Below are 20,966 nucleotides of genomic sequence, written 5' to 3'. Positions count from 1 at the left end.
TCGCGACTGCGGGGCTCACTCGCTCCGCTCGTTCACTCCTCGCGCTCACTGGGCACTCCCGGTGTTGAGGAGCGGACCCGGACGACCGGCCGCGTCCGCGGCGACGGGCGCGGCCGAGACCTTGACGACCTCGCCGGACGTCGCGCCGAGGCTGCGCCGGACGGTCGAGCCGGGTGAGTTGGTCGGCAGCCAGACGACGCCGTCCGGCATCTCGGTGATCGCGGTCGGCAGGGTGAGCGCGCCGCGGTCGGTGCCGACGGTCACCGGGTCGCCGTCCGCGACGCCGAGCGCCTCGGCCGTGCCCTTGCCCAGCCGGACCACCGGCGGGCGGGCGGTGCCGGCGAGGTGCTCGTCGCCGTCGGTGAGGCTGCCCAGGTCGATGAGCTGGTGCCAGGTCGCCAGGACGGCCTCGCCGGCGCCGGGCTGCGGCACGGCGACCGGCTCGACCGACGGGGCGGACGGCCGGTCCACCCGGGTCGGCGGCAGCGCCCCCAACTCGCGGCGGACGCTCTGCACGTCGCCGGTGCCGAGCCGCACGTCGAGCTGTGCGGCGATCGCGTCGAGCACCCGGCCGTCGGTCATCGCGCCGGTGTCCAGCACCTTCTCGAAGGTGCGCAGCCGGCCCTCCCAGTCCAGGAAGCTGCCGGCCTTCTCGACCACCGGGGCGACCGGGAGGACCACGTCGGCCCGGCGGGACACGGCGCTCATCCGCAGCTCCAGGCTGACCAGGAACGGCACCGCGTCCAAGGCCTGCTCGGCCAGGCGCGGGTCGGCCAGGTCGGCCGGGTCGACGCCGGCCACCACGAGGGCGCCGACCTGACCGTTGGCCGTGGCGGTGAGGATGCCGTCGGTGTCGCGCCCGGCCTGACTCGGGATCACCCCGGCCGGGATGTCCCACGCCTCGCCCAGCTCGGCGCGGGCGGCCGGCTCGGTGACCATGCGGCCGCCGGGGAGCAGGTTGGGCAGGCAGCCCGCGTCGACCGCGCCGCGGTCACCCGCACGCCGCGGCACCCAGGCCAGCTTGGCCCCGGTACGCCGGGCCACGTCCGCCGCGGCGGAGAGGCCGCCGGGCACCGCGCCCAGCCGCTCGCCGACGATCAGGACGGCACCCGGCTGGCTCAGGGCCTCGGCCACCGTGGTGTGCTCGGCCAGCACGCTGGCCTCCTCGCCCGGCACCACCCGGGCCAGCTTGGCCCCGAGCTTCTCCAGGCCGCGGGTCGCGAACGGCGCGAGCGCGTACACGGTGAGCTTCTTCTTGAGGTACGCCTTGCGCAGCCGCAGGAAGAGGATCGGGCACTCCTCCTCCGGCTCCAGGCCGACCAGCACCACGGCGGGCGCGTTCTCCACGTCGGCGTAGGTCACGTCGGTGACCCCGGCGACGCTGCTGGCCAGGAAGTCGGCCTCCTCGCGGGAGACCGGGCGGGCCCGGAAGTCGATGTCGTTGGTGTGCAGCGCGACCCGGGCGAACTTCGCGTACGCGTAGGCGTCCTCGACGGTGAGCCGGCCGCCGGTCAGCACCGCCGTGCCCTGCCCGCCGTCCCGGGCGGCGCGCAGCCCCTCGGCGGCCCGGGTGAGCGCCTCGCTCCAGGACGCCTCGCGCAGCTCCCCGGTCTTCCCGTCCCGCACCAGCGGGGTGGTGAGCCGGTCGAACGCGCGGGCGTACTGGAAGCCCCAGCGGCCCTTGTCGCAGTTCCACTCCTCGTTCACGGCCGGGTCATCGCCGGCCAGCCGGCGCTGCACCTTGCCGCGCCGCCAGTCCGTGCGCTGGGCGCAGCCGGCCGCGCAGTGCTCGCAGGCGCTGGGGGTGGAGACCAGGTCGAAGGGGCGGGCGCGGAACCGGTACTGCGCGCCGGTCAGCGCGCCCACCGGGCAGATCTGCACGGTGTTGCCGGAGAAGTAGGAGTTGAAGGGGACATCACCCTCGTCTCCCTCCTCCCCATAAGCGTCGTCGCGGTAGATATTGATCTCCTCGGCGGACGACCGGCCCATCAGGTCGATGAACTTGTCGCCGGCGATCTCCTCGGAGAACCGGGTGCAGCGCTGGCACAGCACGCAGCGCTCGCGGTCGAGCAGCACCTGGGTGCTGATCGGCAGCGGCTTCGGGTACTCCCGCTTGTGCTCGTGGAACCGGGAGTCCGTGCGGCCGGTGGACATGGCCTGGTTCTGCAGCGGGCACTCGCCGCCCTTGTCGCACATCGGGCAGTCCAGGGGGTGGTTGAGGAGCAGCAGCTCCATCACCCCCTCCTGGGCCTTCTTGGCGACCGGCGAGGTGAGCTGGGTCCGGACCACCATGCCGTCGGCCACGGTCTGGGTGCAGGAGGCGACCGGCTTGCGCTGGCCCTCCACCTCCACCAGGCACTGCCGGCAGGCGCCGGCCGGGGCCAGCAGCGGGTGGTCGCAGAACCGCGGGATCTCGGTGCCCAACTGCTCGGCGACCCGGATCAGCAGCGCCCCCTTGGGGGCGGTGACCTGGACGCCGTCGATGGTCAGGGTGACGGTCTCGATCTGCTTGGCTACGTCGGTCATCAGTGGGCTCCCACCAGCTGCTTCTCGGAGAGCTTCGGCGCGGTACGTCCCTCGATGTAGTCGAGGTAGTCCTGCTTGAAGTACTTCAGCGACGAGGTCACCGGACTGGTCGCACCGTCACCCAGACCGCAGAACGAACGGCCGAGGATGTTGTCGCAGGTGTCGAGCAGGGTGTCCAGGTCCTCGTGGGTGCCCTGGCCGGCGAGGATCCGCCGGTAGACCCGGACCATCCAGTAGTTGCCCTCGCGGCACGGGGTGCACTTGCCGCACGACTCGTGGTGGTAGAACTCCAGCCACCGGTAGGTCGCGTACACCGGGCAGTCCTGGTCGGAGAAGATCTGCGTGGCCGTGGTGCCCAGGATCGAGCCGGCCGCCGCCACCCCCTCGAAGTCCAGCGGCACGTCCAGGTGCTCGGCGGTGAGCAGCGGCGTCGACGAGCCGCCCGGGGTCCAGAACTTCAGGTTGTGCCCGGGCTGCATGCCGCCGGCCAGCTCGATCAGCTCGCGCAGGGTGATCCCCATCGAGCACTCGAACTGGCCCGGGTTGGCGATCCGGCCGGAGAGCGAGTAGATCATCGGGCCGGACGACTTCTCCGTGCCCATGGTCTTCCACCAGTCGGCGCCGCCCAGCACGATGTACGGCACGCTGGCGATGGTGCCGACGTTGTTCACCACGGTCGGGCTGGCGTACAGGCCGTGGGTCGCCGGGAACGGCGGGCGCAGCCGGGGCTGGCCGCGGAAGCCCTCCAGCGAGTCCAGCAGCGCGGTCTCCTCGCCGCAGATGTACGCCCCGGCGCCGGAGTGCACCACCAGGTCGAGGTCGAAGCCGCTGCCCTGGATGTTCCGGCCGAGGTAGCCCTTGGCGTACGCCTCCTGCACGGCGTTGCGCAGCCGGCGGGCGGCGTGCACGGCCTCGCCGCGGATGTAGATGTACGCCCGGTTGGCGCGGATCGCGTACGAGGCGATGATGACGCCCTCGACCAGCGCGTGGGGGTCGTGGGTCATCAGCGGCAGGTCCTTGCAGGTGCCCGGCTCGCCCTCGTCGGCGTTCACCACCAGGTAGTGCGGCTTGCCGTCGCCCTGCGGGATGAAGCCCCACTTGAGACCGGTCGGGAAGCCCGCGCCACCGCGGCCGCGCAGCCCGGAGTCCTTGATCAGCTGGATCAGGTCGTCCGGGTGCGCCTTGAGCGCCTTGCGCAGGGCGGCGTAGCCGTCCAGCTTCTCGTAGGTGCCGATCCGCCAGGCGTCCGGCGACAGCCAGCGCTTGGTGAGCACCGGCGTCAGCTTGGCCAGCGTCTCCGGCCGAGGAGCGGTCACTTCTGGACCCCCGTTTCGCTCGCGACCGCCGGGCCCGCGCCGTTGGCGCCCGCCCCGGCCTCCGCTTCCTTGAGGTTGCGCTGCTGCGCCCCGGCCTCGTCGCCGGCGGGCTTGCCGTCACCGGCCGGCGGGTTCGCCGCCGCACCGGCGGCCTCCGCCGCCTGCGCGTCGCGCGGCGCCGGGGCGGTGGTGTCCGTCGGGACCTTGGTGCCGGGGGCGTCGGCCACCGCGGTGGCCGCGTCCGGCTGCCGGGTCTCGGCGGTACGCACCTGCGGCGACTTGTCGTCCGGCGCCTTCACGTCCGGCGCGGTGCTGCCGGTGGCGGCCTCCGGCTTCACCGGCTCGGCCGCCGGGGTCGGCTTGGCGGCCTCGGCCCTGGCCTTCGCCTCGGCGGCGGCCTTGTCGGCCTCGGCCTTGCTGCGGATCGGGGTGTTCGGGTCGAAGCCCGGCACCGCGATGCCGTGCTGCTCGGCCAGGCGCAGGCCGCGCAGGGTCGGCTCGCCCGGCCCGCCGTCGCCGACCGCGCCGTCCCGCTCGTCGGCGAAACCGGCGAGCTGGACGGCCATCTCCTTGAGGGTGCACAGCCGGGCACCCCGGGTCGGCATCGGCCGCCCACCGGCGCGCAGCTCCTCCACCACGCCGAGCGCGCCCTGCGGGTCGACGTTGTCGAAGAAGTCGTAGTTGACCGTCATGACCGGGCCGTAGTCGCACGCCGCCAGGCACTCGGCGTGCTCCAGCGTGATCTTCCCGTCGCCGGTGGTCTCGTCGTGCCCGACGCCCAGGTGCTCGGCGAGGGTGTCGTAGACCTCCTGGCCGCCGAGGACGTTGCACATCGTGTTCGTGCAGACGCTGACCAGGTAGTCACCGGTCGGCTTGCGCTTGTACATCGTGTAGAAGGTGGCGACCGCGCCGACCTGGGCCTTGTTCAGGCCGAGCACCTCGGCGCAGAACTCGACCCCGGCCGGGGAGACGTAACCCTCCTCGGACTGGACCAGATGCAGCAGCGGCAGCAGCGCCGAGCGGGACCGGTCCGCCGGGTAGCGGGCGATAATCTCGCGCGCCCGCTCCCGGGTCTCTTCAGTGAAAACGGTCATCGGTCACAACCACCCATCACGGGGTCCAGCGAGGCGCCACCGGCGATCACGTCGGCGATCAGGCCACCCTCGGCCATCGCCGGGAGGGCCTGCAGGTTCACGAAGCTCGGCTCCCGGTAGTGCACCCGGTAGGGCCGGGTGCCGCCGTCGGAGACCGCGTGCACGCCCAGCTCGCCGCGGGGCGACTCGATGCCGACGTACACCTGGCCCGGCGGGACCCGGAAGCCCTCGGTGACGAGCTTGAAGTGGTGGATCAGCGACTCCATCGACTGACCCATGATCTTGGCGACGTGCTCCAGCGAGTTGCCCATGCCGTCGACGCCGATGGCGAGCTGGGCCGGCCAGGCGATCTTGCGGTCGGCGACCATCACCGGGCCCGGCTTGAGCCGGTCGAGGGCCTGCTCGACCAGCTTCAGCGACTCCCGGATCTCGGCGAGCCGGACCAGGTAGCGGCCCCAGACGTCGCCGTCGGTGTGGGTCGGGACGTCGAACTCGTACGTCTCGTAACCGCAGTACGGCATGGTCTTGCGCAGGTCCCAGGCGAGACCGGCGGAGCGGAGCACCGGGCCGGTCACCCCGAGCGCGAGGCAGGCGGTCACGTCGAGCACGGCCACGTTCTTGGTGCGCTCGATCCAGATCGGCTGGCCGGAGAGCAGGTCCTCGTACTCCTTGAGCTTCTTCGGCATCAGCTTCAGGAAGTCGCGGATCTTGGCGATCGCCTCGTCCGGCACGTCCTGCGCCACCCCGCCCGGCCGCACGTACGCGTGGTTCATGCGCAGGCCGGTGATGGTCTCGAAGATGTCGAGGATGTACTCCCGCTCGCGGAAGCCGTACAACATCATGTTGATCGCGCCCAGCTCCATGCCGGTGGTGGCCAGCCAGACGAGGTGCGACGAGATCCGGTTGAGCTCCATCATCAGCACCCGGATGGTGGTGGCCCGCTCGGTGACCTCGTCGGTGATGCCGAGCAGCTTCTCCACCGCGAGCGCGTACGCCGTCTCGTTGAACAGCGGGGAGAGGTAGTCCATCCGGGTCACGAAGGTCGAGCCCTGAACCCAGTTCCGGTATTCGAGGTTCTTCTCGATGCCGGTGTGCAGGTAGCCGATGACCGAGCGGGCCTCGCGGACCGTCTCGCCCTCCAGCTCCAGGATCAGCCGGAGCACGCCGTGCGTGGACGGGTGCTGCGGACCCATGTTGACGACGATCCGCTCGTCGTTGATCGGGTCCGTGCCGGAGACGACCTGGTCCCAGTCCCCACCGGTGACGGTGAAGACCTTGCCCTCGGTGGTCTCGCGCTCGGTCGCGTAGTTCGACGTCGTCACTGGTATGACCTCCTCCGGTCCGGCGGCGGGATCTCGGCGCCCTTGTACTCCACCGGGACGCCACCCAGCGGGTAGTCCTTGCGCTGCGGGTGCCCCTCCCAGTCGTCCGGCATGAGGATCCGGGTCAGGCTGGGGTGGCCGTCGAAGACGACGCCGAACATGTCGTACGCCTCCCGCTCCTGCCAGTCGGCGGTCGGGTAGACGCCGGTGACGCTCGGCAGGTGCGGGTCTTCGACGGAGACCGCGGCTTCCAGCCGGACCCGCCGCCGGTAGGTCATCGAGGTGAGCTGGTAGACCACGTGCAGCCGGCGCTCGTCGGCGCCCAGGTAGTCCACCCCGGACACCGAGGAGCAGAGCTCGAAGCGGAGCGCCAGGTCGTCGCGCAGCACCTGGCAGACCTCGGCGATCCGCTCCGGGCGGACGTGCAGGGTCAGCTCGCCCCGGTCGACCACGACCTTCTCGATCGCGTCGCCGAACGCGGGGTACGCCTCCTCCAGCGCGTCGCGGACCTCGTCGAAGTAGCCCCCGTACGGCCGGGATGCCTCCTCGATCGGCTTGCGCTGGCGGACCAGGCCGCCGAAGCCGGAGACGTCGCCGCTGCCCTGGTTGCCGAACATGCCGCGCCCGGCCGGGCTGGCCGGCGGATACTCGGCCGGTGCGGTGCTGCTGGCGCCGGCCGGCGTCGTGGGAACCGGCACGCCGCCGTCGTTGTTCCTGTCGTTCGGTGCCGTCACTGCGCCTGCCCTTCGTTCGCGACTGCGGGGCTCCGCTTCGCTGCACTCCTCGCGCTCACTTGGGGCCCCGCTGCACGCCGAGGTGGTTCTGCGCCTTCATCCAGTTCTCGATCCGCAGCTGCTCCTCGCGCCCCTCGCGGACCGCCTGGGTCCACTCGGCGCGGCGGGCCTTGTCGTTGCGGTACGACGACGGCATCGAGCCGTACGGCACCACGGGCACGTCACCGCGCTGCTTGCGGGCCTCCAGCATCTTGCGGCCGTTCGCGCCCAGCGGCTCGTACATGATCTTCTCGCGGAGCTTGAGCACCGCGTCGATGAGCATCTCGGGCCGGGGCGGGCAGCCCGGGAGGTACATGTCGACCGGCACGATGTGGTCGACGCCCTGCACGATGGCGTAGTTGTTGAACATGCCGCCGCTGCTGGCGCAGACGCCCATCGAGATGACCCAGCGGGGTTCGGCCATCTGGTCGTAGATCTGGCGCAGCACCGGGGCCATCTTCTGGCTCACCCGGCCGGCCACGATCATGAGGTCCGCCTGCCGCGGCGAGGCCCGGAAGACCTCCATGCCCCAGCGGCCCATGTCGTAGTGCGGACCACCGGCGGCCATCATCTCGATGGCGCAGCAGGCCAGGCCGAAGGTGGCGCCCCAGACGGACGACTTCCGCGACCAGTTGACCAGCTTCTCCACGGAGGTGAGCAGGACGCCGGCGGGGAGCTTCTCCTCGATGCCCATCTGACGTACCTCCCTCAGTCCCAGTCCAGGCCGCCGCGCCGCCAGACGTAGGCGTAGGCGACGAAGACCGCGACGATGAACAGGACCATCTCCACGAAGCCGAAGATCGGCAGGGCGTCGAAGGAGACCGCCCAGGGGTAGAGGAAGATGATCTCGATGTCGAAGACGATGAAGAGCATCGCCGTCAGGTAGAACTTGATCGGGAACCGGCCTCCGCCGACCGGCTGCGGGCTCGGTTCGATGCCGCACTCGTACGCCTCGAGCTTGGCCTTGTTCAGACGCCGGGGGCCGGCGAATCGGGCGGCGGCCACGGAGAACAGCGCGAACCCCGCGGCGAGGGCGAACAGCCCGATGATCGGTGCGTAAGGAGAGAGCGTCATCGTTGTCTCCTGCTCGTCCTTCCCTGACCTCGGTGGTTGGCGAAAATCACACTATTCACGTCCCTCACGACCTCGACGGCGGGGGTCGATCTTTGTCGGTCCCGGGGGCCGGGACCGGTGGTCTACACGGCGGGTGCCACCCTCGTCATCGCGTTGATGACCCGGTCCATGGCGTCCCCGCCCCGGGGGTCGGTCAGGTTGGCCAGCAGCTTGAGCACGAAGCGCATGAGCATCGGGTGCGGCATGCCGTGCTTCGTGGCCATCCGCATGACCTCGGGCCGGCCGATGAGCTTCACGAAGATCCCGCCGAGCCGGTAGTAGCCGCCGAAGCGGGCCTTCAGCTCCTGCGGGTACGCCAGCAGCGCCCGCTCCCGCTCCGCGCCGGCCGGTCGGGCCAGCGCCTGCACCGCCACCTCGGCGGCCAGCTCGCCGGACTCCATGGCGTACGCGATGCCCTCGCCGTTGAACGGGTTGACCATGCCGCCGGAGTCGCCGACCAGCAGGACCCCGCGGGTGTAGTGCGGGACCCGGTTGAAGCCCATGGGCAGCGCGGCGCCGAGGATCGGCCCCTCCGCATTGGCCTCGTCGGTCATCCCCCAGTCCTCGGGGGTGTTGGCCAGCCAGTCGGTGAGCAGCCGCCGGTAGTTCGTCTTGCCGAACGCCGACGAGGAATTGAGCACGCCAAGGCCGACGTTCACCCGGCCGTCGCCGAGGCCGAAGATCCAGCCGTAGCCGGGCAGCAGCGCGTCGTTGCCCTTGGCCCGCAGCTCCAGCCAGGACTCCAGGTAGTCGTCGTCGTGCTTGGCGGGCGAGCGGTAGTAGCGGCGGACCGCCACGCCGATCGGCCGGTCCTCCCGCTTGGCCAGCCCGAGGGCGAGGGGGAAGCGGCCGGATACGCCGTCGGCGGCGACCACGAGCGGCGCGTGGAAGGTGGCCGGCTCCTTGTCCGGGCCCACCTCGGCCTGCACCCCGATCACGCGGTCGTCCGCGTCGAGCACCGGAGTCAGCACGTTGACGCTGGTCCGCAGCTTCGCCCCGGCGGCGACGGCCCGCTGCGCGAGCAGGTCGTCGAAGTCGAGCCGCGTCCGGACCAGGCCGTAGTTGGGGAAGCTGGCCAGGTCGGGCCAGTCCAGTTCCAGGCGTACCCCGCCGCCGATCACCCGGAGGCCCTTGTTGTGCAGCCAGCCGGCCTCGGGCGAGGTGTCCACGCCCATCCGGATGAGCTGCCGCACGGCCCGGGGCGTGAGCCCGTCGCCGCAGACCTTCTCCCGGGGAAATTCGGTCTTCTCCAGCAGCAGCACGCGTACGCCGTGCCGCGCCAAGTGGTACGCCGTCGCCGATCCTCCGGGACCGGCGCCCACGACGATGACGTCGGCGTCGTTCTCCACCGCGGTCATCCGCGCCTCCTCCCGCATGCTCGTGAAATGCTTCACAAGCCGATCGGGTTGGAGTCTATGACCGGCGTTACACCTGTATGCGCTGAGGGGGGCCTAACTCGCGGAAACAGGCCGGGCCGGAGCCCGTGCGGCGGTCAGGAGCGGGCGGCGGTGGCCGGCCCCAGGCCGGCGTCGAGCCGGATCGCCTCCGGCAGGTGGTCGCGCAGCGCGCCGCCGGCCGCGCGGTCGAGTGCGGCCAGCACCTCGGCGACCACCTGGCGGACGTCGGCGGGATCCGCGCCGGCCAGATCCCGGAGCTGCGCGATCAGTTCCGCCGCGTCGTCGTCGGTGGTCGCTCGGTCTGGTCCCGTCATGGGGGCGAGCTTACGGGACAAAGTAGACCTAAAACGGATATTCACGAAAAGGCCGGTTTGCCGGCCCGGAGGTCACTCCCGGGTCGCGCGGTGCAGCGCCACGACGCCGCCGGTCAGGTTGCGCCAGGCCACCCGGCCCCAGCCGGACGCGCCGATCCGGGCGGCCAGCGCCGCCTGGTCCGGCCAGGCCCGGATGGACTCGGCCAGGTAGACGTAGGCGTCGGGATTGCTCGACACCGTGCGCGCCACCGCCGGCAGCGACCGCATGAGGTACGACAGGTAGACGGTGCGGAAGGCCGGGTTGACCGGGGTGCTGAACTCGCAGACCACCAGCCGGCCGCCCGGCCGGGTCACCCGCGCCAGCTCACGCAGCGCCGCCTCGGTGTCGTTGACGTTGCGCAGCGCGAAGGAGATGGTGACCGCGTCGAAGCTGGCGTCGGCGAAGGGCAGCCGCAGGGCGTCCCCGGCCAGCAGCGGCACCCCCGGCCGGGTGCGCTTGCCGGCGTGCAGCATGCCGAGCGACAGGTCCGCGCCCACCGCGTACGCCCCGGAGTGCGCCAGTTCCTCGGTCGAGACGCCGGTGCCGGCGCCCACGTCCAGCACCCGCTCGCCCGGACGCAGCCCCAACGCCGCCCGGGTGGCCCGCCGCCAGAACCGGTCCTGCCCGAAGGAGAGCACGGTGTTGGTCAGGTCGTAGCGGGCGGCCACGCCGTCGAACATGGCGGCGACCTCGTGCGGCTGCTTGTCCAGGCTGGCGCGCTGGCCCTGGGGGGTACGGCTCACGCCTCCACTCTGCCAGCCGACCCGCGCCCGACTCCTCCCGGGTACGCGAAAGGGCGGGGTGGTCGCCCACCCCGCCCGCTCGCTGTCCAGGTCGGTCGGTCAGTCCCCGGTCCGCTCGTCGGCCGGCGTGACCAGGACCACCTTCCGGCGGCGGGAGAGCACCAGCAGCGCCCCGCCGGCCAGCAGGATGGCTCCACCGACGCCGCCGATGAGGCCGACCTGCACACCGGTCACCGGCAGGCCGCCGCCGGCACCGCCACCCTCGGTCGGCGCGGGACTCGCCGTCGCGCCACCGGTCGGGGTCGGCTCGGCGGTCGGAGTCGGGGTCGGCGTGGGCTGCGTGGTCTGGTCGACGAAGACGTCGAACTGGGCCGTGTTGTCGCCGTCGTCGGTCTCGGTGAACGTGCGCCGCTGCGTCGAGCTGGCCACTCGGGGCTCCTCCTCGGGCGCGCCGGACGCGGCGTCGAGCCCGGAGGCGAACACGAAGCCGGGGCGGAGCACCGACTCGGTGACGTCCGCGCCGACCTTCACCCGGACGCCGGCGGTGTAGTAGTCACCCGGCTTCAGCACCGCGCCACCGTCCTCGCAGTACGCCGTGGGCAGGCCACCCAGGTCCTGCTCGACGCAGCCCTCGGGCAGCTCGGCGAAGGTGACGCCGGCCGGCAGCGTGATCCCGTACGCGATGCCCGTGGCGCGGCGGCTGCCGTCGTTGTAGACGGCCCAGTCCAGCGGGGCGGTCTCCCCCGGCTTGACCGCCTTCAGGCCGGACTCCCCGGCCTCGTCGCCGTCGACCTGCACGTCCGCGTACACGTCCTGCACCCACGTGGTGAGGTCGTAGCCGGGCGCGGTGACGGTGATGTCGTGCTCGACGGTGTTGTTCTCCGGGTCGGGATCCCCGGTGGCCGCGCTGATGCTGACCGTCAGCGTGCCCGCGGCGCCCTTGCCGCCCGTGGAGAAGAGCGGGATGCCGAAGTCCTCGGTGGTGCCGGCGGCCAGGTCGCCGAGCAGGCAGGAGAACCGGGTGCCGTCGACCTCGCAGCCCTCGGGGACCACCACGCCGACCTTCCGCGGCTTGAGACCCTTGGTCTCCACGGTGACCCGGACGTCCTTGGCGTCGGCGGCGCCGCCGGTGTTGTCCACCTCGGGACGTGCCGATGATTGCGGAACGAACGGACGCTACCGGAGCGACGTCGGGACACGCCAGAACCTGATCGATCAATTCGTCCGTCCCCTGCAGAGACAGAGACAGCAGGGGCGGGATGGTGACCCATCCCGCCCCTGCTGCTGTGCGTTATGTGAACGACCCTCGCGGGCCGATGGAGGACGCCGTCCGGCGGACGACGACAGCGTAACCGGCAGCCTCGTCGCGCGGGCCGAGGTCGCGCTGGTCGCCGCCGTCCTGTTATCTCCGAGGCCGGCGACCCGGTCGCCCGCCCGATGGAACCGGCGTCAGTTGGCCTCGACCAGCGGGAGGGACTTCCCGACGCCGCCGCCCGGCAGGGCGATGGAGGAGAAGTGCGAGACCACCCGGTCGTCGCTCGGGTCGTCGGCCGGGGTCCGGTGCACCGCGAGCCGGTTGTAGAGGGTGTCCCGCTGGGCGGGGATGCGGTCCGCGGTGCGGATCATCGAGATCAGCTCGTGCAGGTTCGAACGGTGCCGGGCGCCGGCCGAGGAGATGACGTTCTCCTCCAGCATGATCGAGCCCAGGTCGTCCACCCCCATGTGCAGGGCGAGCTGGCCGACGTCCTTGCCGGTGGTCAGCCACGACGCCTGCAGGTGCGGCACCGTCTCGAAGAAGAGCCGGGCCACCGCGACCAGCCGCAGGTATTCCAGCGTGGTCGCCTGGGTGCGGCCCTTCAGGTGGTTGTTCTCCGGCTGGTACGTCCAGGGGATGAACGCGCGGAAGCCGCCGGTGCGGTCCTGCACGTCGCGGATCATCCGCAGGTGCTCGATCCGCTCGGCGTGGGTCTCGCCGGTGCCCATCATCATGGTCGCGGTCGATTCGAGGCCCTGCCGGTGTGCCAGCTCCATGACCTCCAGCCAGCGCGCACCCGACTCCTTGAGTGGCGCGATGGCCCGGCGCGGCCGGTCCGGCAGCATCTCGGCGCCCGCGCCGGCGATCGAGTCCAGCCCGGCGGCCTTGATCCGGGCGATCGCCTCGTCCAGGCTCACTCCGGAGACCTTGGCCATGTGCAGGATCTCGCTCGGGCCGATCGAGTGGATGACGAGCTGCGGGTACGCCTGCTTCACCGAGGAGAACAGCTCCTCGTAGTACGCCACGCCGTAGTCCGGGTGGTGGCCGCCCTGGAGCATCACCTGGGTGGCGCCCAGCTCGACCGCCTCGCCGCAGCGGCGCAGGATCTCCTCGGTCGGGTGGGTCCAGCCCTCCTTGTGCTTCGGGGCACGGTAGAAGGCGCAGAACTTGCACGCCGTCACGCAGACGTTCGTGTAGTTGATGTTGCGGTCGATCAGGTACGTGACGATGTTGTCCGGGTAGCGCCGCCGGCGCACCGCGTCCGCCGCCTCGCCCAGCGGGTGGAAGGGCGCCTCGGTGTAGAGCAGCAGGGCCTCCTCGGGCGTGATCCGCCCGCCGTCCGCGCCGCGCTGCAGGATGTCGTCGATCTCCCGGCTCACCGTCACGTCCCCGAGGGTACGCCGGTATGACGCCGGCCCCACCGGGGGTGTTCGCCGATGTGACGCCTCCGCCCGGCTCAGTTCATTCCTGGACTGGCCACCGCAAGACCGACCGACTTCGCGGCGTCCAACAGTCGGCGGTCGTAGGTGACGAACGCGACGAAGTCGGCCCCGGCCTGGCGGGCCAGGGCCTGCGCCGTGGCGAGGTGAATGGCGTCCAGGCTGCGCAACAGAGGTTCAACATACGCACCGGCCGCCGCCCGGACCGCCGCGTCGATCTCGACCCGGTAGAGCCGCCCCAGCACCGACGGGACGCCGACCAGCGCCTGCGGCGCGGCACGACGCAACGCTCGCGGTACCTCGACCTCGACCAGCGCCGACGAGACGAGCGGCGCTCCGGCGTGGTCGTTGAGCCAGGCGATCAGGTCAGGCGTCTCATCCTCGCGTCTGAGCATCTTGATGACCGCCGCCGAGTCGAGATAGATCACCAGCGCTCCTCGTCCCGCGCGTCCGCCAGGACGGCCGCGACGTCCACCGCGGGATCGCCGAGCACCGGCGGCATCGGAATCGGCCCGGCCGCGGTCGGTGCAGTCGCCCGCCCCTCGGCAACCAGGCGGCCGAGGAGCGCGTCGCCGGCCAGCACCGGGACGAGGCGGGCGATCGGCTGCCCACGATCGGTCACCTCGACCGTCTCCCCCGCGCGCACCCGAGCCAGCACCCGGCTCGTGTGCTGGTTCAGTTCCCGGACCGGGATCTGCTCCATGCTCCAAGTGTAGAACGATTGGTTCTACGGGTCGCATCGGCGGGACAACGAATGTGCCGGTCCTGGCTTATCGTGCGGTGCTCTCAGACTTCGATCAAGGAAGAATCGTGACCGCACCGTTCGCCAATCCCCCACAGGTCCCGCCCGCGCCCCAGCCGGCGGCCTGGCCCGGCGCCACCCTCACCTGCCGCTGCTGTGGCTCGGTCCCCGCGATCAAGGGGACCCTTCACGGGCACCAGGGCTTCCTCCTCCTCATGCGCACCCTCACCCAGCGCGGCCCGTTCTGCCGGTCGTGCGGCATCGCCCTCTGCCGGGACCTGAGCGCGAAGACGCTCTGGCAGGGCTGGTGGGGCCCCATCTCCATGATCATCACGCCGCTGCTCCTCATCGGGAACCTCGTGACCCGGGTCCGGCTCGGCCGACTCGGCGAGCCGGTGCCGGGCGCTCCGGGCACGCCCGCGACGCCGGGCAAGCCGGTGTTCCGGCGGGCGGCGGTGCTGGGTCTCGGCATACCCGTGGCGATCGCCTTCGCCGTGGGCTGGTCGATCTCCACCGACCCGTCCTACGCCGATGTCGGCGCCTGCGTCAGCGCCTCCGGCCTGAGCACCGACCCGTTCGTCAACGTCGTCGACTGCGGCGACCAGTCGGCCGCCTACGTCGTCGTCGGCAAGATCGAGGACACCACGGACGACGCCCGGTGCGAGCGGTTCTCCGGCGCGGTCGCCGCCTACACCCAGCGGGACGGATCGCAGGAACTGGTGCTCTGCCTCGGCGCGAACCGCTGACGGTCACCGCGGCGTGCCGGTCCTCGCGTGCGGGCGGGGACCGGCACCCGGCGTGCCGTCAGGCGTCGTAGTCGACCGTGAGCTTGTCGGTGACCGGGCTGGACTGGCAGGTCAGGACGTAGCCGGCGGCCACCTCGTCCGGCTCCAGCGCGTAGTTGCGGGCCATGGTCACCTCGCCGGCGACCACCTTGGCCTTGCAGGTCGAGCAGACCCCGCCCTTGCAGGCGTAGGGCAGTTCGCCCCGGACCTTGAGGGCGGCGTCCAGCACCCGCTCGTCGTGGCCCATCGTGAAGCTCGACGAGCGCCCGTCCAGCACGATCGTCACCTCGGCGCCGGTGCCGGGCTCGTCGGACGGGCGGCGGACCGGCTCCGGCGGGGCGTCGACGTGGAACAGCTCGGCGTGCACGGCCGAGTCGGCCACGCCCCGGTCGGCGAAGACCGCCTTGGCGTCGACCACCATCCCGTACGGGCCGCAGAGGAACCACTCCTCGATCGCCTCGCCGGGGACGACGGTGTCGAGCAGCCGGGTCAGCCGGTCGGCGTCGATCCGCCCGGAGAGCAGCGCGGACTCGCCCATCTCCCGGGAGAGCACGTGGACCAGGTGCAGCCGGGTCGGCCACCGGTCCTTCAGGTCGGCCAGCTCCTCGGCGAACATCACCGTGTTCGCCGTGCGGTTGCCGTACACCAGGGTGAAGGTGCTGGCCGGCTCGACGGACAGCGCGGTCGCGACCAGCGAGAGCACCGGGGTGATGCCGGAGCCGGCGACCACCGCGCCGTAGTGGCGGACCCGGTCCGGGGTGAACGCGGAGGTGAAGTTCCCGAGCGGGGGCAGCACCTCGACGGTGTCGCCGCCGCGCAGGGCGCCGCACGCGTACGCGGAGAAGGCGCCGCCGGGAACCTCCCGCACCCCGATCCGCAGCCGGCCGTGCCGGGCCAGCTCGTCGGGAGTCGAGCAGATCGAGTACGACCGCCGCACGTCCGCCCCGCCGTCACCGGCGGAGCCGGTGAGCCCGCCTCCGGCGGGAAGCCGCACGGTGAGGTGCTGGCCGGCGGAGAACGCGAACATCTCCCGCAGCTCCTCGGGCACGGCGAACGTGATCGCCACGGCGTCGTCGGTGAGCCGGTCGACGGCGGCGACGGGCAGCGGGTGGAAGGCCGGCCGGCGGCGGACCGGGCGGGTGATCGTGACAGTCACAGCGCCTTCAGGTGGTCGAAGGGTTCGGAGCAGGAGCGGCAGCGCCACAGGGCCTTGCACGCGGTGGACCCGAACCGGCTGACCTGCTCGGTCTCCGGGGAGCCGCAGCGCGGGCAGCGGACGGACAGGGTCAGCGCGACGACGCCGCCGTCCCGCGCGGCCGGCGCGGGCGGGGCGATGCCGGCGGCGGACAGCTTGGCCCGGCCGCCCTCGGAGATCCAGTCGGTGCTCCACGCCGGGGCGTAGACCGTCCGGACCTCGGCGTCCGGGTGGCCGGCGGCGGTGAGCGCGCGGCGGATGTCCGCCCGGATCACGTCCATGGCCGGGCAGCCCGTGTAGGTGGGGGTGATGGTGACGACGACCCGGCCGGTGCCCGGGTCCTCGTCGACCGACCGCAGGATGCCCAGCTCGTCGATGGTGACGACCCGGATCTCCGGGTCCACCACCGCCGCCACGGCCGCCCTGGGATCGGTCACCAGTGCCACCTTTCGTTCGCGACTGCGGGGCTCCGCTCCGCTGCGCTCCTCGCGCTCACCAGCGCGCTCCGGGGTGCGCGCGGTGCAGCACCTGCATCTCGGCCAGCAGGTAGGAGAGGTGTTCGGTGTGGACGCCGTCGCGGCCGCCGCCCGGTGCCCAGCCGTCGGCCGGCCGGGTCAGCGTCGCCTCGTCGAGCACCGCGGACACGACGGCGTCGAAGTCGGCCCGCAGGGTGGCCGGGTCGACCGGCGCCGCCGGGTCCGCGGTGAACAGCTCATGGGTGTACGGCCACACCTGGTCGACCGCGTCCTGCATGCGCCGGTGCGACTCCTCGGTGCCGTCGCCGAGCCGCTTCACCCAGAGCGAGGCGTGGTCCAGGTGGTACGCCGACTCCTTGCGGGCCTTCGCCCCGATCGCGGCCAGCCGCTCGTCGGCGCACCCGCTCAGCGCGGTGTAGAGCGGGAGCTGGTAGCCGGCCAGGAGGAACAGCTTCGCCATGGTCACGCCGAAGTCGCCGTTGGGCAGCTCGACCAGGAGGCAGTTGCGGAACTCCCGGTCGCCGCGCAGGTAGGCCAGCGCGTCCTCGTCCCGGCCGGCCCCCTCCAGCTCGCCCGCGTACGTGAGCAGGAGGCGGGCCGCGCCGAGCTGGTCGAGGGCGATGTTGGCCAGCGCGATGTCCTCCTCCATCTCCGGCGCACGGGAGGTCCACTCGCCGAGCCGCTGCGCCGCGATGAGCGCGTCGTCGCCCAGCCCGAGCGTGAAATCGAACAGCTCGCTCACGCCGCCACCTCGCTCCGCTCGGCGGCGGCGCTTCGCGCCACGCTGCTGAGCCGAATGGTTCGCTCGCTCCGCTCGCTCACAGGTGGGCCACCCCGTCCGGCACCTCGTAGAAGGTGGGGTGGCGGTAGACCTTGTCGGCCGCCGGGTCGAAGAAGGCGTCCTTCTCGTCCGGGCTGGACGCGGTGATCGCGCTCGCCGGCACCACCCAGATCGAGACGCCCTCCTGGCGCCGGGTGTAGAGGTCACGGGCGTTGCGCAGGGCCAGCTCGGCGTCGGGGGCGTGCAGGCTGCCGACGTGGGTGTGCGACAACCCGCGCCGGGCCCGCACGAACACCTCCCACAGCGGTGAGTGATCCATGCTCATGCCGCCACCTTCTCCTTGTTCCGCTGCTTCGCCGCGTACGCCGAGGCGGCCTCCCGCACCCAGGCGCCGTCGGAGTGGGCCCGGCGCCGGTGCTCCATCCGCTGCCGGTTGCACGGCCCGTTGCCCTTGATCACCTGCATCAGCTCGTCGTAGTCGGGCTGGGTGTAGTCGTGGGCCTGCCGCTGCTCGTTCCAGCGCAGGTCCGGGTCGGGGATGGTGAGCCCGAGGATCTCCGCCTGCTGCACGCACATGTCGACGAAGCGCTGGCGCAGCTCGTCGTTGGAGAAGCGCTTGATCTTCCAGGCCATCGACTGGGCGCTGTGCGTCGAGTCTCCGTCCGGCGGGCCGAACATGGCCAGTGACGGGTACCACCAGCGGTCCACCGCGTCCTGGGCCATGGCCTTCTGGTCCGGGGTGCCGTGGGCCATGGTGTGCAGGATCTCGTAGCCCTGGCGCTGGTGGAACGACTCCTCCTTGCAGACCCGGATCATGGCGCGGGCGTACGGGCCGTAGGAGCAGCGGCACAGCGGCACCTGGTTGACGATCGCCGCGCCGTCCACCAGCCAGCCGATCGCGCCCACGTCGGCCCAGGTCAGCGTCGGGTAGTTGAAGATCGAGCTGTACTTCTGCCGGCCGTCGATCAGCAGCTCGACCAGCTCGTCCCGGCTGACGCCGAGCGTCTCCGCCGCGGCGTAGAGGTAGAGGCCGTGGCCGGCCTCGTCCTGCACCTTGGCCAGCAGGATCGCCTTGCGCTTGAGCGACGGGGCCCGGCTGATCCAGTTCCCCTCCGGCTGCATGCCGATGATCTCGGAGTGCGCGTGCTGGGCGATCTGCCGGATCAGCGTCTTCCGGTACGCCTCCGGCATCCAGTCGCGCGGCTCGATCTTCTGGTCGGCGTCGATCACGTCCGTGAAGTACGCCGCGAAGTCCTCGTCGGGCGCCGGCCCGCCGCGCCGGGCGCGTGCCGCCGCCTCGCGCAGCGCGGCCTCCGCGGCCTCCACCTCGCCGAGCAGGCCGCCGCCCGGGCCGTCCTCGGGCGGGGCGAAGTCATTGCCATACATGAGGCCAGTGTTACAGCTCGCGCGCGATGACACCAGAGGGTGTAACAGGTTTCCCGACCCACCTTCTGTCACCGGACGACCGCTTCCTGTGACAAGGCCTGACCTGCGCAAACCGTGTGACCTCGACCACGCCATGAAGATGAATCCTCACAAGGGCGGCATAGCGGTCCAATGTCCCGCCTTCACGGCGAGTTGCCGGCCCTGGGGACCTGGCATCCGGCGTGTCCGGAAGTAGACTTCGCCCGGCACACCGATCGGCTGCTGACGATCGCCACGGCTCCAGGCCCGCTCCCCCGGCCCCGGCGATCAGGCCGAAACACATTCGGAAGCGCCGGTCCCCCCGGCCAGACAACCTGGAGTTCACCCACTCATGCGACCTCGCGTGACCATGGTGCTCGCCATCGTGGCGGTCCTCATCGGCGGCGTCATGCTCGTCCCCGCCGCGTACGCCAAGTTCTCCGACGGAGACGGCCTGGGCGGCATCGGCGGCGGCGTGGCGCAGGTTCCCGCGCCTGCCCCCAGCGCGCCCCCGGAGCCGACGCTGGCCGCCGGGCCGGTCTCGGTGGACTTCAAGGGCAAGTTCTTCTCCTGGGCGCTGATGGACCGGAAGACCGGCAAGATCAACGGTGCGCCGAACATGACCTCGACCAACTCGACCGAGTCGATGATCAAGGCGTGGATCGTCTCGGACTACCTGCGTAACCTCCGCGACAAGGCGCCCAGCGCGACGCGGAAGAAGCAGGCCGAGACCGCCATCCGGGACAGCAACGACATCTCGGCCGAGGCGCTCTACAACGCCGGCGGGCGCAAGCCGGTGCTGGAACGGCTGATCAAGATGTGCAAGCTGACCGACACGAAGATTGAACCCGCCAAGGCCAAGTGGGCGTACACCCAGATGTCGCCGCGCGACGCGGTGCGCATGGGCGACTGCATCGGCGACGGCACCGCCGCCGGGCCGAAGTGGACGAAGTGGGTGTTGAACGAGATGGCCAACGTGCGCGGCAGCGTCAAGGACCAGAAGTCCACCACCGTCCAGGGCGGTCACTGGGGCATCGTCGACGGCCTGCCCGAGTCGATCACATCGCAGGGGCCGGTCAGCATCAAGAACGGCTTCACCATGCTCTGGGCCGACGGTCAGTGGCACGTCAACTGCCTCGCGGTGACCGACGACTGGACGCTGGCCGTGATGATGCGTTATCCCGGCGCCGGCAACACGAAGACCCCCTCGTACGGCGCGAAGGTCTGCGCCAGCGTCGCCACCCAACTGGTCACCCCGCAGCCGGGCGCCGCGCTCAAGGTGCCGCAGCCGGTCGGGAAGCTCTGATGGCGGGCAGCCGGCGCCGGCCGGGCAGCGACCGACGGCCGCTGCTCTACAGCGCCGTCGCCGTGATCCTGGTGGGCCTGGTGCTCGTCTCGCTCCGGCTGGTCCCCGGCTCGCCGCTGCGGCCGACGGCCGCCTCGCACCCGGCCGCCACCAGCGCCGGCCGGTCCACGGGCACGCCGACCGACCGCAACGCGCGTCCCGAGCCGTCCCCGTCGCCCTCGCTCGCGCCGCTGCCGTTCGAGGCGAAGAACCTCGATCTGAACATCAAGGGCTGGTACGCCTGGAGCGTGCTGGACAAGCGGACCGGCGAGATCATCGGCTCGAAGAACATGGCCGAGACCAGCACCACGGCCTCGATGATCAAGTCGTGGATCGTCGCCGACTACCTGCGCCGGGCGGCCGACGCCGGGCAGACGCCGAGCGACGCCAAGCTGGCCGACGCCACGAAGATCATCCGGGACAGCGACAACACCCGGGCCGAGCAGTTCTACAACGGTGTCGGCCGGTCGGCCTCGATCAAGCGCCTCATCGAGATGTGCGACCTCACCGACAGCAAGGTGGCGACCGACGGCGGCTGGAGCCGGACGGAGCTGTCCCCCCGCGACACCGCCCGGCTCGGCCGCTGCATCGACGACGGCCGCGCGGCCGGGCCGAAGTGGACCAAGTGGCTGCTGAACGAGATGCGGCTGGTCCGCGGCGCCGGTGACTTCGGCATCCGCAAGGCGTTCCCGACCACGGTGCGGAAGACCATCGCCATCAAGAACGGCTGGATCGACCGGACCAAGGAGCAGGAGATGCACGTCAACTGCCTGGCGATCGGCGACACCTGGACGATGGGCGTGATGGTCCGCTACCCGATCGACATGGGCTACGACTACGGCATGCAGAACTGCGAGAAGATCACCGAGGCGCTGCTTCGCCCGGCGACCTGACCCGCGCGTCCCC

The 20,966-nt window shown here is 71.6% G+C and carries 21 protein-coding genes and 1 pseudogene; 3 read left to right on the top strand and 19 right to left on the bottom strand.

Annotated features, from left to right (window positions below; genetic code table 11):
• Nucleotides 1–45: 45 nt before the first annotated feature.
• The 14 genes and pseudogenes from F8274_RS06285 to F8274_RS06220 all read right to left on the bottom strand — a co-directional run bounded on the left by F8274_RS06285 (nucleotide 46) and on the right by F8274_RS06220 (nucleotide 14,035).
• Nucleotides 46–2,526 (bottom strand): NADH-quinone oxidoreductase subunit G, encoded by a 2,481-nt coding sequence (locus F8274_RS06285; RefSeq protein ID WP_151461333.1) that lies wholly within the window; start codon nucleotides 2,524–2,526, stop codon nucleotides 46–48.
• Complete coding sequence (gene nuoF / locus F8274_RS06280) at nucleotides 2,526–3,842, bottom strand: NADH-quinone oxidoreductase subunit NuoF (protein WP_151461332.1); 1,317 nt, start codon at nucleotides 3,840–3,842, stop codon at nucleotides 2,526–2,528. The genes F8274_RS06285 and nuoF overlap by 1 nt, the downstream gene beginning before the upstream one ends.
• Entirely contained in the window at nucleotides 3,839–4,936 is a 1,098-nt protein-coding gene (gene nuoE / locus F8274_RS06275) for an NADH-quinone oxidoreductase subunit NuoE (RefSeq protein ID WP_151461331.1), read from the bottom strand. Before nuoE ends, nuoF begins: the two co-directional genes overlap by 4 nt.
• Nucleotides 4,933–6,258, bottom strand: a complete 1,326-nt coding sequence (locus F8274_RS06270; RefSeq protein ID WP_151461330.1) for an NADH-quinone oxidoreductase subunit D — start codon at nucleotides 6,256–6,258, stop codon at nucleotides 4,933–4,935. Before F8274_RS06270 ends, nuoE begins: the two co-directional genes overlap by 4 nt.
• Entirely contained in the window at nucleotides 6,255–6,992 is a 738-nt protein-coding gene (locus tag F8274_RS06265; protein WP_151461329.1) for an NADH-quinone oxidoreductase subunit C, read from the bottom strand. The genes F8274_RS06270 and F8274_RS06265 overlap by 4 nt, the downstream gene beginning before the upstream one ends.
• 55 nt (nucleotides 6,993–7,047) lie before the next feature.
• Nucleotides 7,048–7,725 (bottom strand): NADH-quinone oxidoreductase subunit B family protein, encoded by a 678-nt coding sequence (locus tag F8274_RS06260; RefSeq protein ID WP_151461328.1) that lies wholly within the window; start codon nucleotides 7,723–7,725, stop codon nucleotides 7,048–7,050.
• A 14-nt stretch (nucleotides 7,726–7,739) separates the two neighbouring features.
• The gene (locus F8274_RS06255; protein WP_073834101.1) at nucleotides 7,740–8,105 is read right to left on the bottom strand and encodes an NADH-quinone oxidoreductase subunit A; all 366 of its coding nucleotides are present in this window, start codon (nucleotides 8,103–8,105) and stop codon (nucleotides 7,740–7,742) included.
• 122 nt (nucleotides 8,106–8,227) lie between these two features.
• Nucleotides 8,228–9,502: a geranylgeranyl reductase family protein gene (locus tag F8274_RS06250; protein ID WP_151461327.1), complete on the bottom strand. Its 1,275-nt coding sequence runs from the start codon at nucleotides 9,500–9,502 to the stop codon at nucleotides 8,228–8,230.
• Nucleotides 9,503–9,636: 134 nt separating this feature from the next.
• A complete protein-coding gene (locus tag F8274_RS06245) occupies nucleotides 9,637–9,855 on the bottom strand; it encodes a hypothetical protein (protein ID WP_151461326.1) in 219 nt (72 codons plus the stop codon).
• A gap of 72 nt (nucleotides 9,856–9,927) precedes the next feature.
• Complete coding sequence (locus tag F8274_RS06240) at nucleotides 9,928–10,638, bottom strand: demethylmenaquinone methyltransferase (protein ID WP_151461325.1); 711 nt, start codon at nucleotides 10,636–10,638, stop codon at nucleotides 9,928–9,930.
• Between the two features lie 99 nt (nucleotides 10,639–10,737).
• A pseudogene (locus tag F8274_RS06235) lies at nucleotides 10,738–11,763 on the bottom strand (LPXTG cell wall anchor domain-containing protein); the annotation flags it as partial.
• Between the two features lie 324 nt (nucleotides 11,764–12,087).
• Entirely contained in the window at nucleotides 12,088–13,278 is a 1,191-nt protein-coding gene (gene mqnC / locus F8274_RS06230) for a cyclic dehypoxanthinyl futalosine synthase (protein ID WP_151461323.1), read from the bottom strand.
• Nucleotides 13,279–13,349: 71 nt separating this feature from the next.
• Nucleotides 13,350–13,760, bottom strand: coding sequence for a type II toxin-antitoxin system VapC family toxin (locus F8274_RS06225; protein WP_151461322.1), 411 nt, complete (start codon nucleotides 13,758–13,760; stop codon nucleotides 13,350–13,352).
• Entirely contained in the window at nucleotides 13,757–14,035 is a 279-nt protein-coding gene (locus tag F8274_RS06220; protein ID WP_151461321.1) for a type II toxin-antitoxin system Phd/YefM family antitoxin, read from the bottom strand. Before F8274_RS06220 ends, F8274_RS06225 begins: the two co-directional genes overlap by 4 nt.
• Before the next feature lie 107 nt (nucleotides 14,036–14,142).
• On the opposite strand from F8274_RS06220, the gene F8274_RS06215 reads away from it, so the two are divergent.
• Nucleotides 14,143–14,820 (top strand): toxin-antitoxin system, toxin component, encoded by a 678-nt coding sequence (locus F8274_RS06215; RefSeq protein WP_151461320.1) that lies wholly within the window; start codon nucleotides 14,143–14,145, stop codon nucleotides 14,818–14,820.
• Nucleotides 14,821–14,878: 58 nt separating this feature from the next.
• Here the strand turns inward: F8274_RS06215 and paaE are convergent, their stop codons facing one another.
• The 5 genes from paaE to paaA all read right to left on the bottom strand — a co-directional run bounded on the left by paaE (nucleotide 14,879) and on the right by paaA (nucleotide 18,697).
• Nucleotides 14,879–16,015, bottom strand: a complete 1,137-nt coding sequence (gene paaE / locus F8274_RS06210; RefSeq protein WP_151461319.1) for a 1,2-phenylacetyl-CoA epoxidase subunit PaaE — start codon at nucleotides 16,013–16,015, stop codon at nucleotides 14,879–14,881.
• Complete coding sequence (gene paaD, locus F8274_RS06205) at nucleotides 16,012–16,491, bottom strand: 1,2-phenylacetyl-CoA epoxidase subunit PaaD (RefSeq protein ID WP_151461318.1); 480 nt, start codon at nucleotides 16,489–16,491, stop codon at nucleotides 16,012–16,014. Before paaD ends, paaE begins: the two co-directional genes overlap by 4 nt.
• 55 nt (nucleotides 16,492–16,546) lie before the next feature.
• Nucleotides 16,547–17,272, bottom strand: a complete 726-nt coding sequence (paaC, locus tag F8274_RS06200; RefSeq protein ID WP_151461317.1) for a 1,2-phenylacetyl-CoA epoxidase subunit PaaC — start codon at nucleotides 17,270–17,272, stop codon at nucleotides 16,547–16,549.
• 76 nt (nucleotides 17,273–17,348) lie between these two features.
• The gene (paaB, locus tag F8274_RS06195) at nucleotides 17,349–17,636 is read right to left on the bottom strand and encodes a 1,2-phenylacetyl-CoA epoxidase subunit PaaB (RefSeq protein WP_151461316.1); all 288 of its coding nucleotides are present in this window, start codon (nucleotides 17,634–17,636) and stop codon (nucleotides 17,349–17,351) included.
• Nucleotides 17,633–18,697, bottom strand: coding sequence for a 1,2-phenylacetyl-CoA epoxidase subunit PaaA (paaA, locus tag F8274_RS06190; RefSeq protein WP_151461315.1), 1,065 nt, complete (start codon nucleotides 18,695–18,697; stop codon nucleotides 17,633–17,635). The genes paaB and paaA overlap by 4 nt, the downstream gene beginning before the upstream one ends.
• 370 nt (nucleotides 18,698–19,067) lie before the next feature.
• Between paaA and F8274_RS06185 the strand changes: the two genes are divergently transcribed.
• Both F8274_RS06185 and F8274_RS06180 read left to right on the top strand, forming a co-directional pair.
• The gene (locus F8274_RS06185; RefSeq protein WP_151461314.1) at nucleotides 19,068–20,021 is read left to right on the top strand and encodes a hypothetical protein; all 954 of its coding nucleotides are present in this window, start codon (nucleotides 19,068–19,070) and stop codon (nucleotides 20,019–20,021) included.
• Nucleotides 20,021–20,953, top strand: coding sequence for a hypothetical protein (locus tag F8274_RS06180; RefSeq protein WP_151461313.1), 933 nt, complete (start codon nucleotides 20,021–20,023; stop codon nucleotides 20,951–20,953). Before F8274_RS06185 ends, F8274_RS06180 begins: the two co-directional genes overlap by 1 nt.
• Nucleotides 20,954–20,966: the final 13 nt, after the last annotated feature.

It is taken from the genome of Micromonospora sp. AMSO31t, assembly GCF_008868175.1.
Taxonomy (GTDB): Bacteria; Actinomycetota; Actinomycetes; order Mycobacteriales; family Micromonosporaceae; genus Micromonospora.
This window is presented reverse-complemented; position numbering and strand designations above follow the sequence as displayed.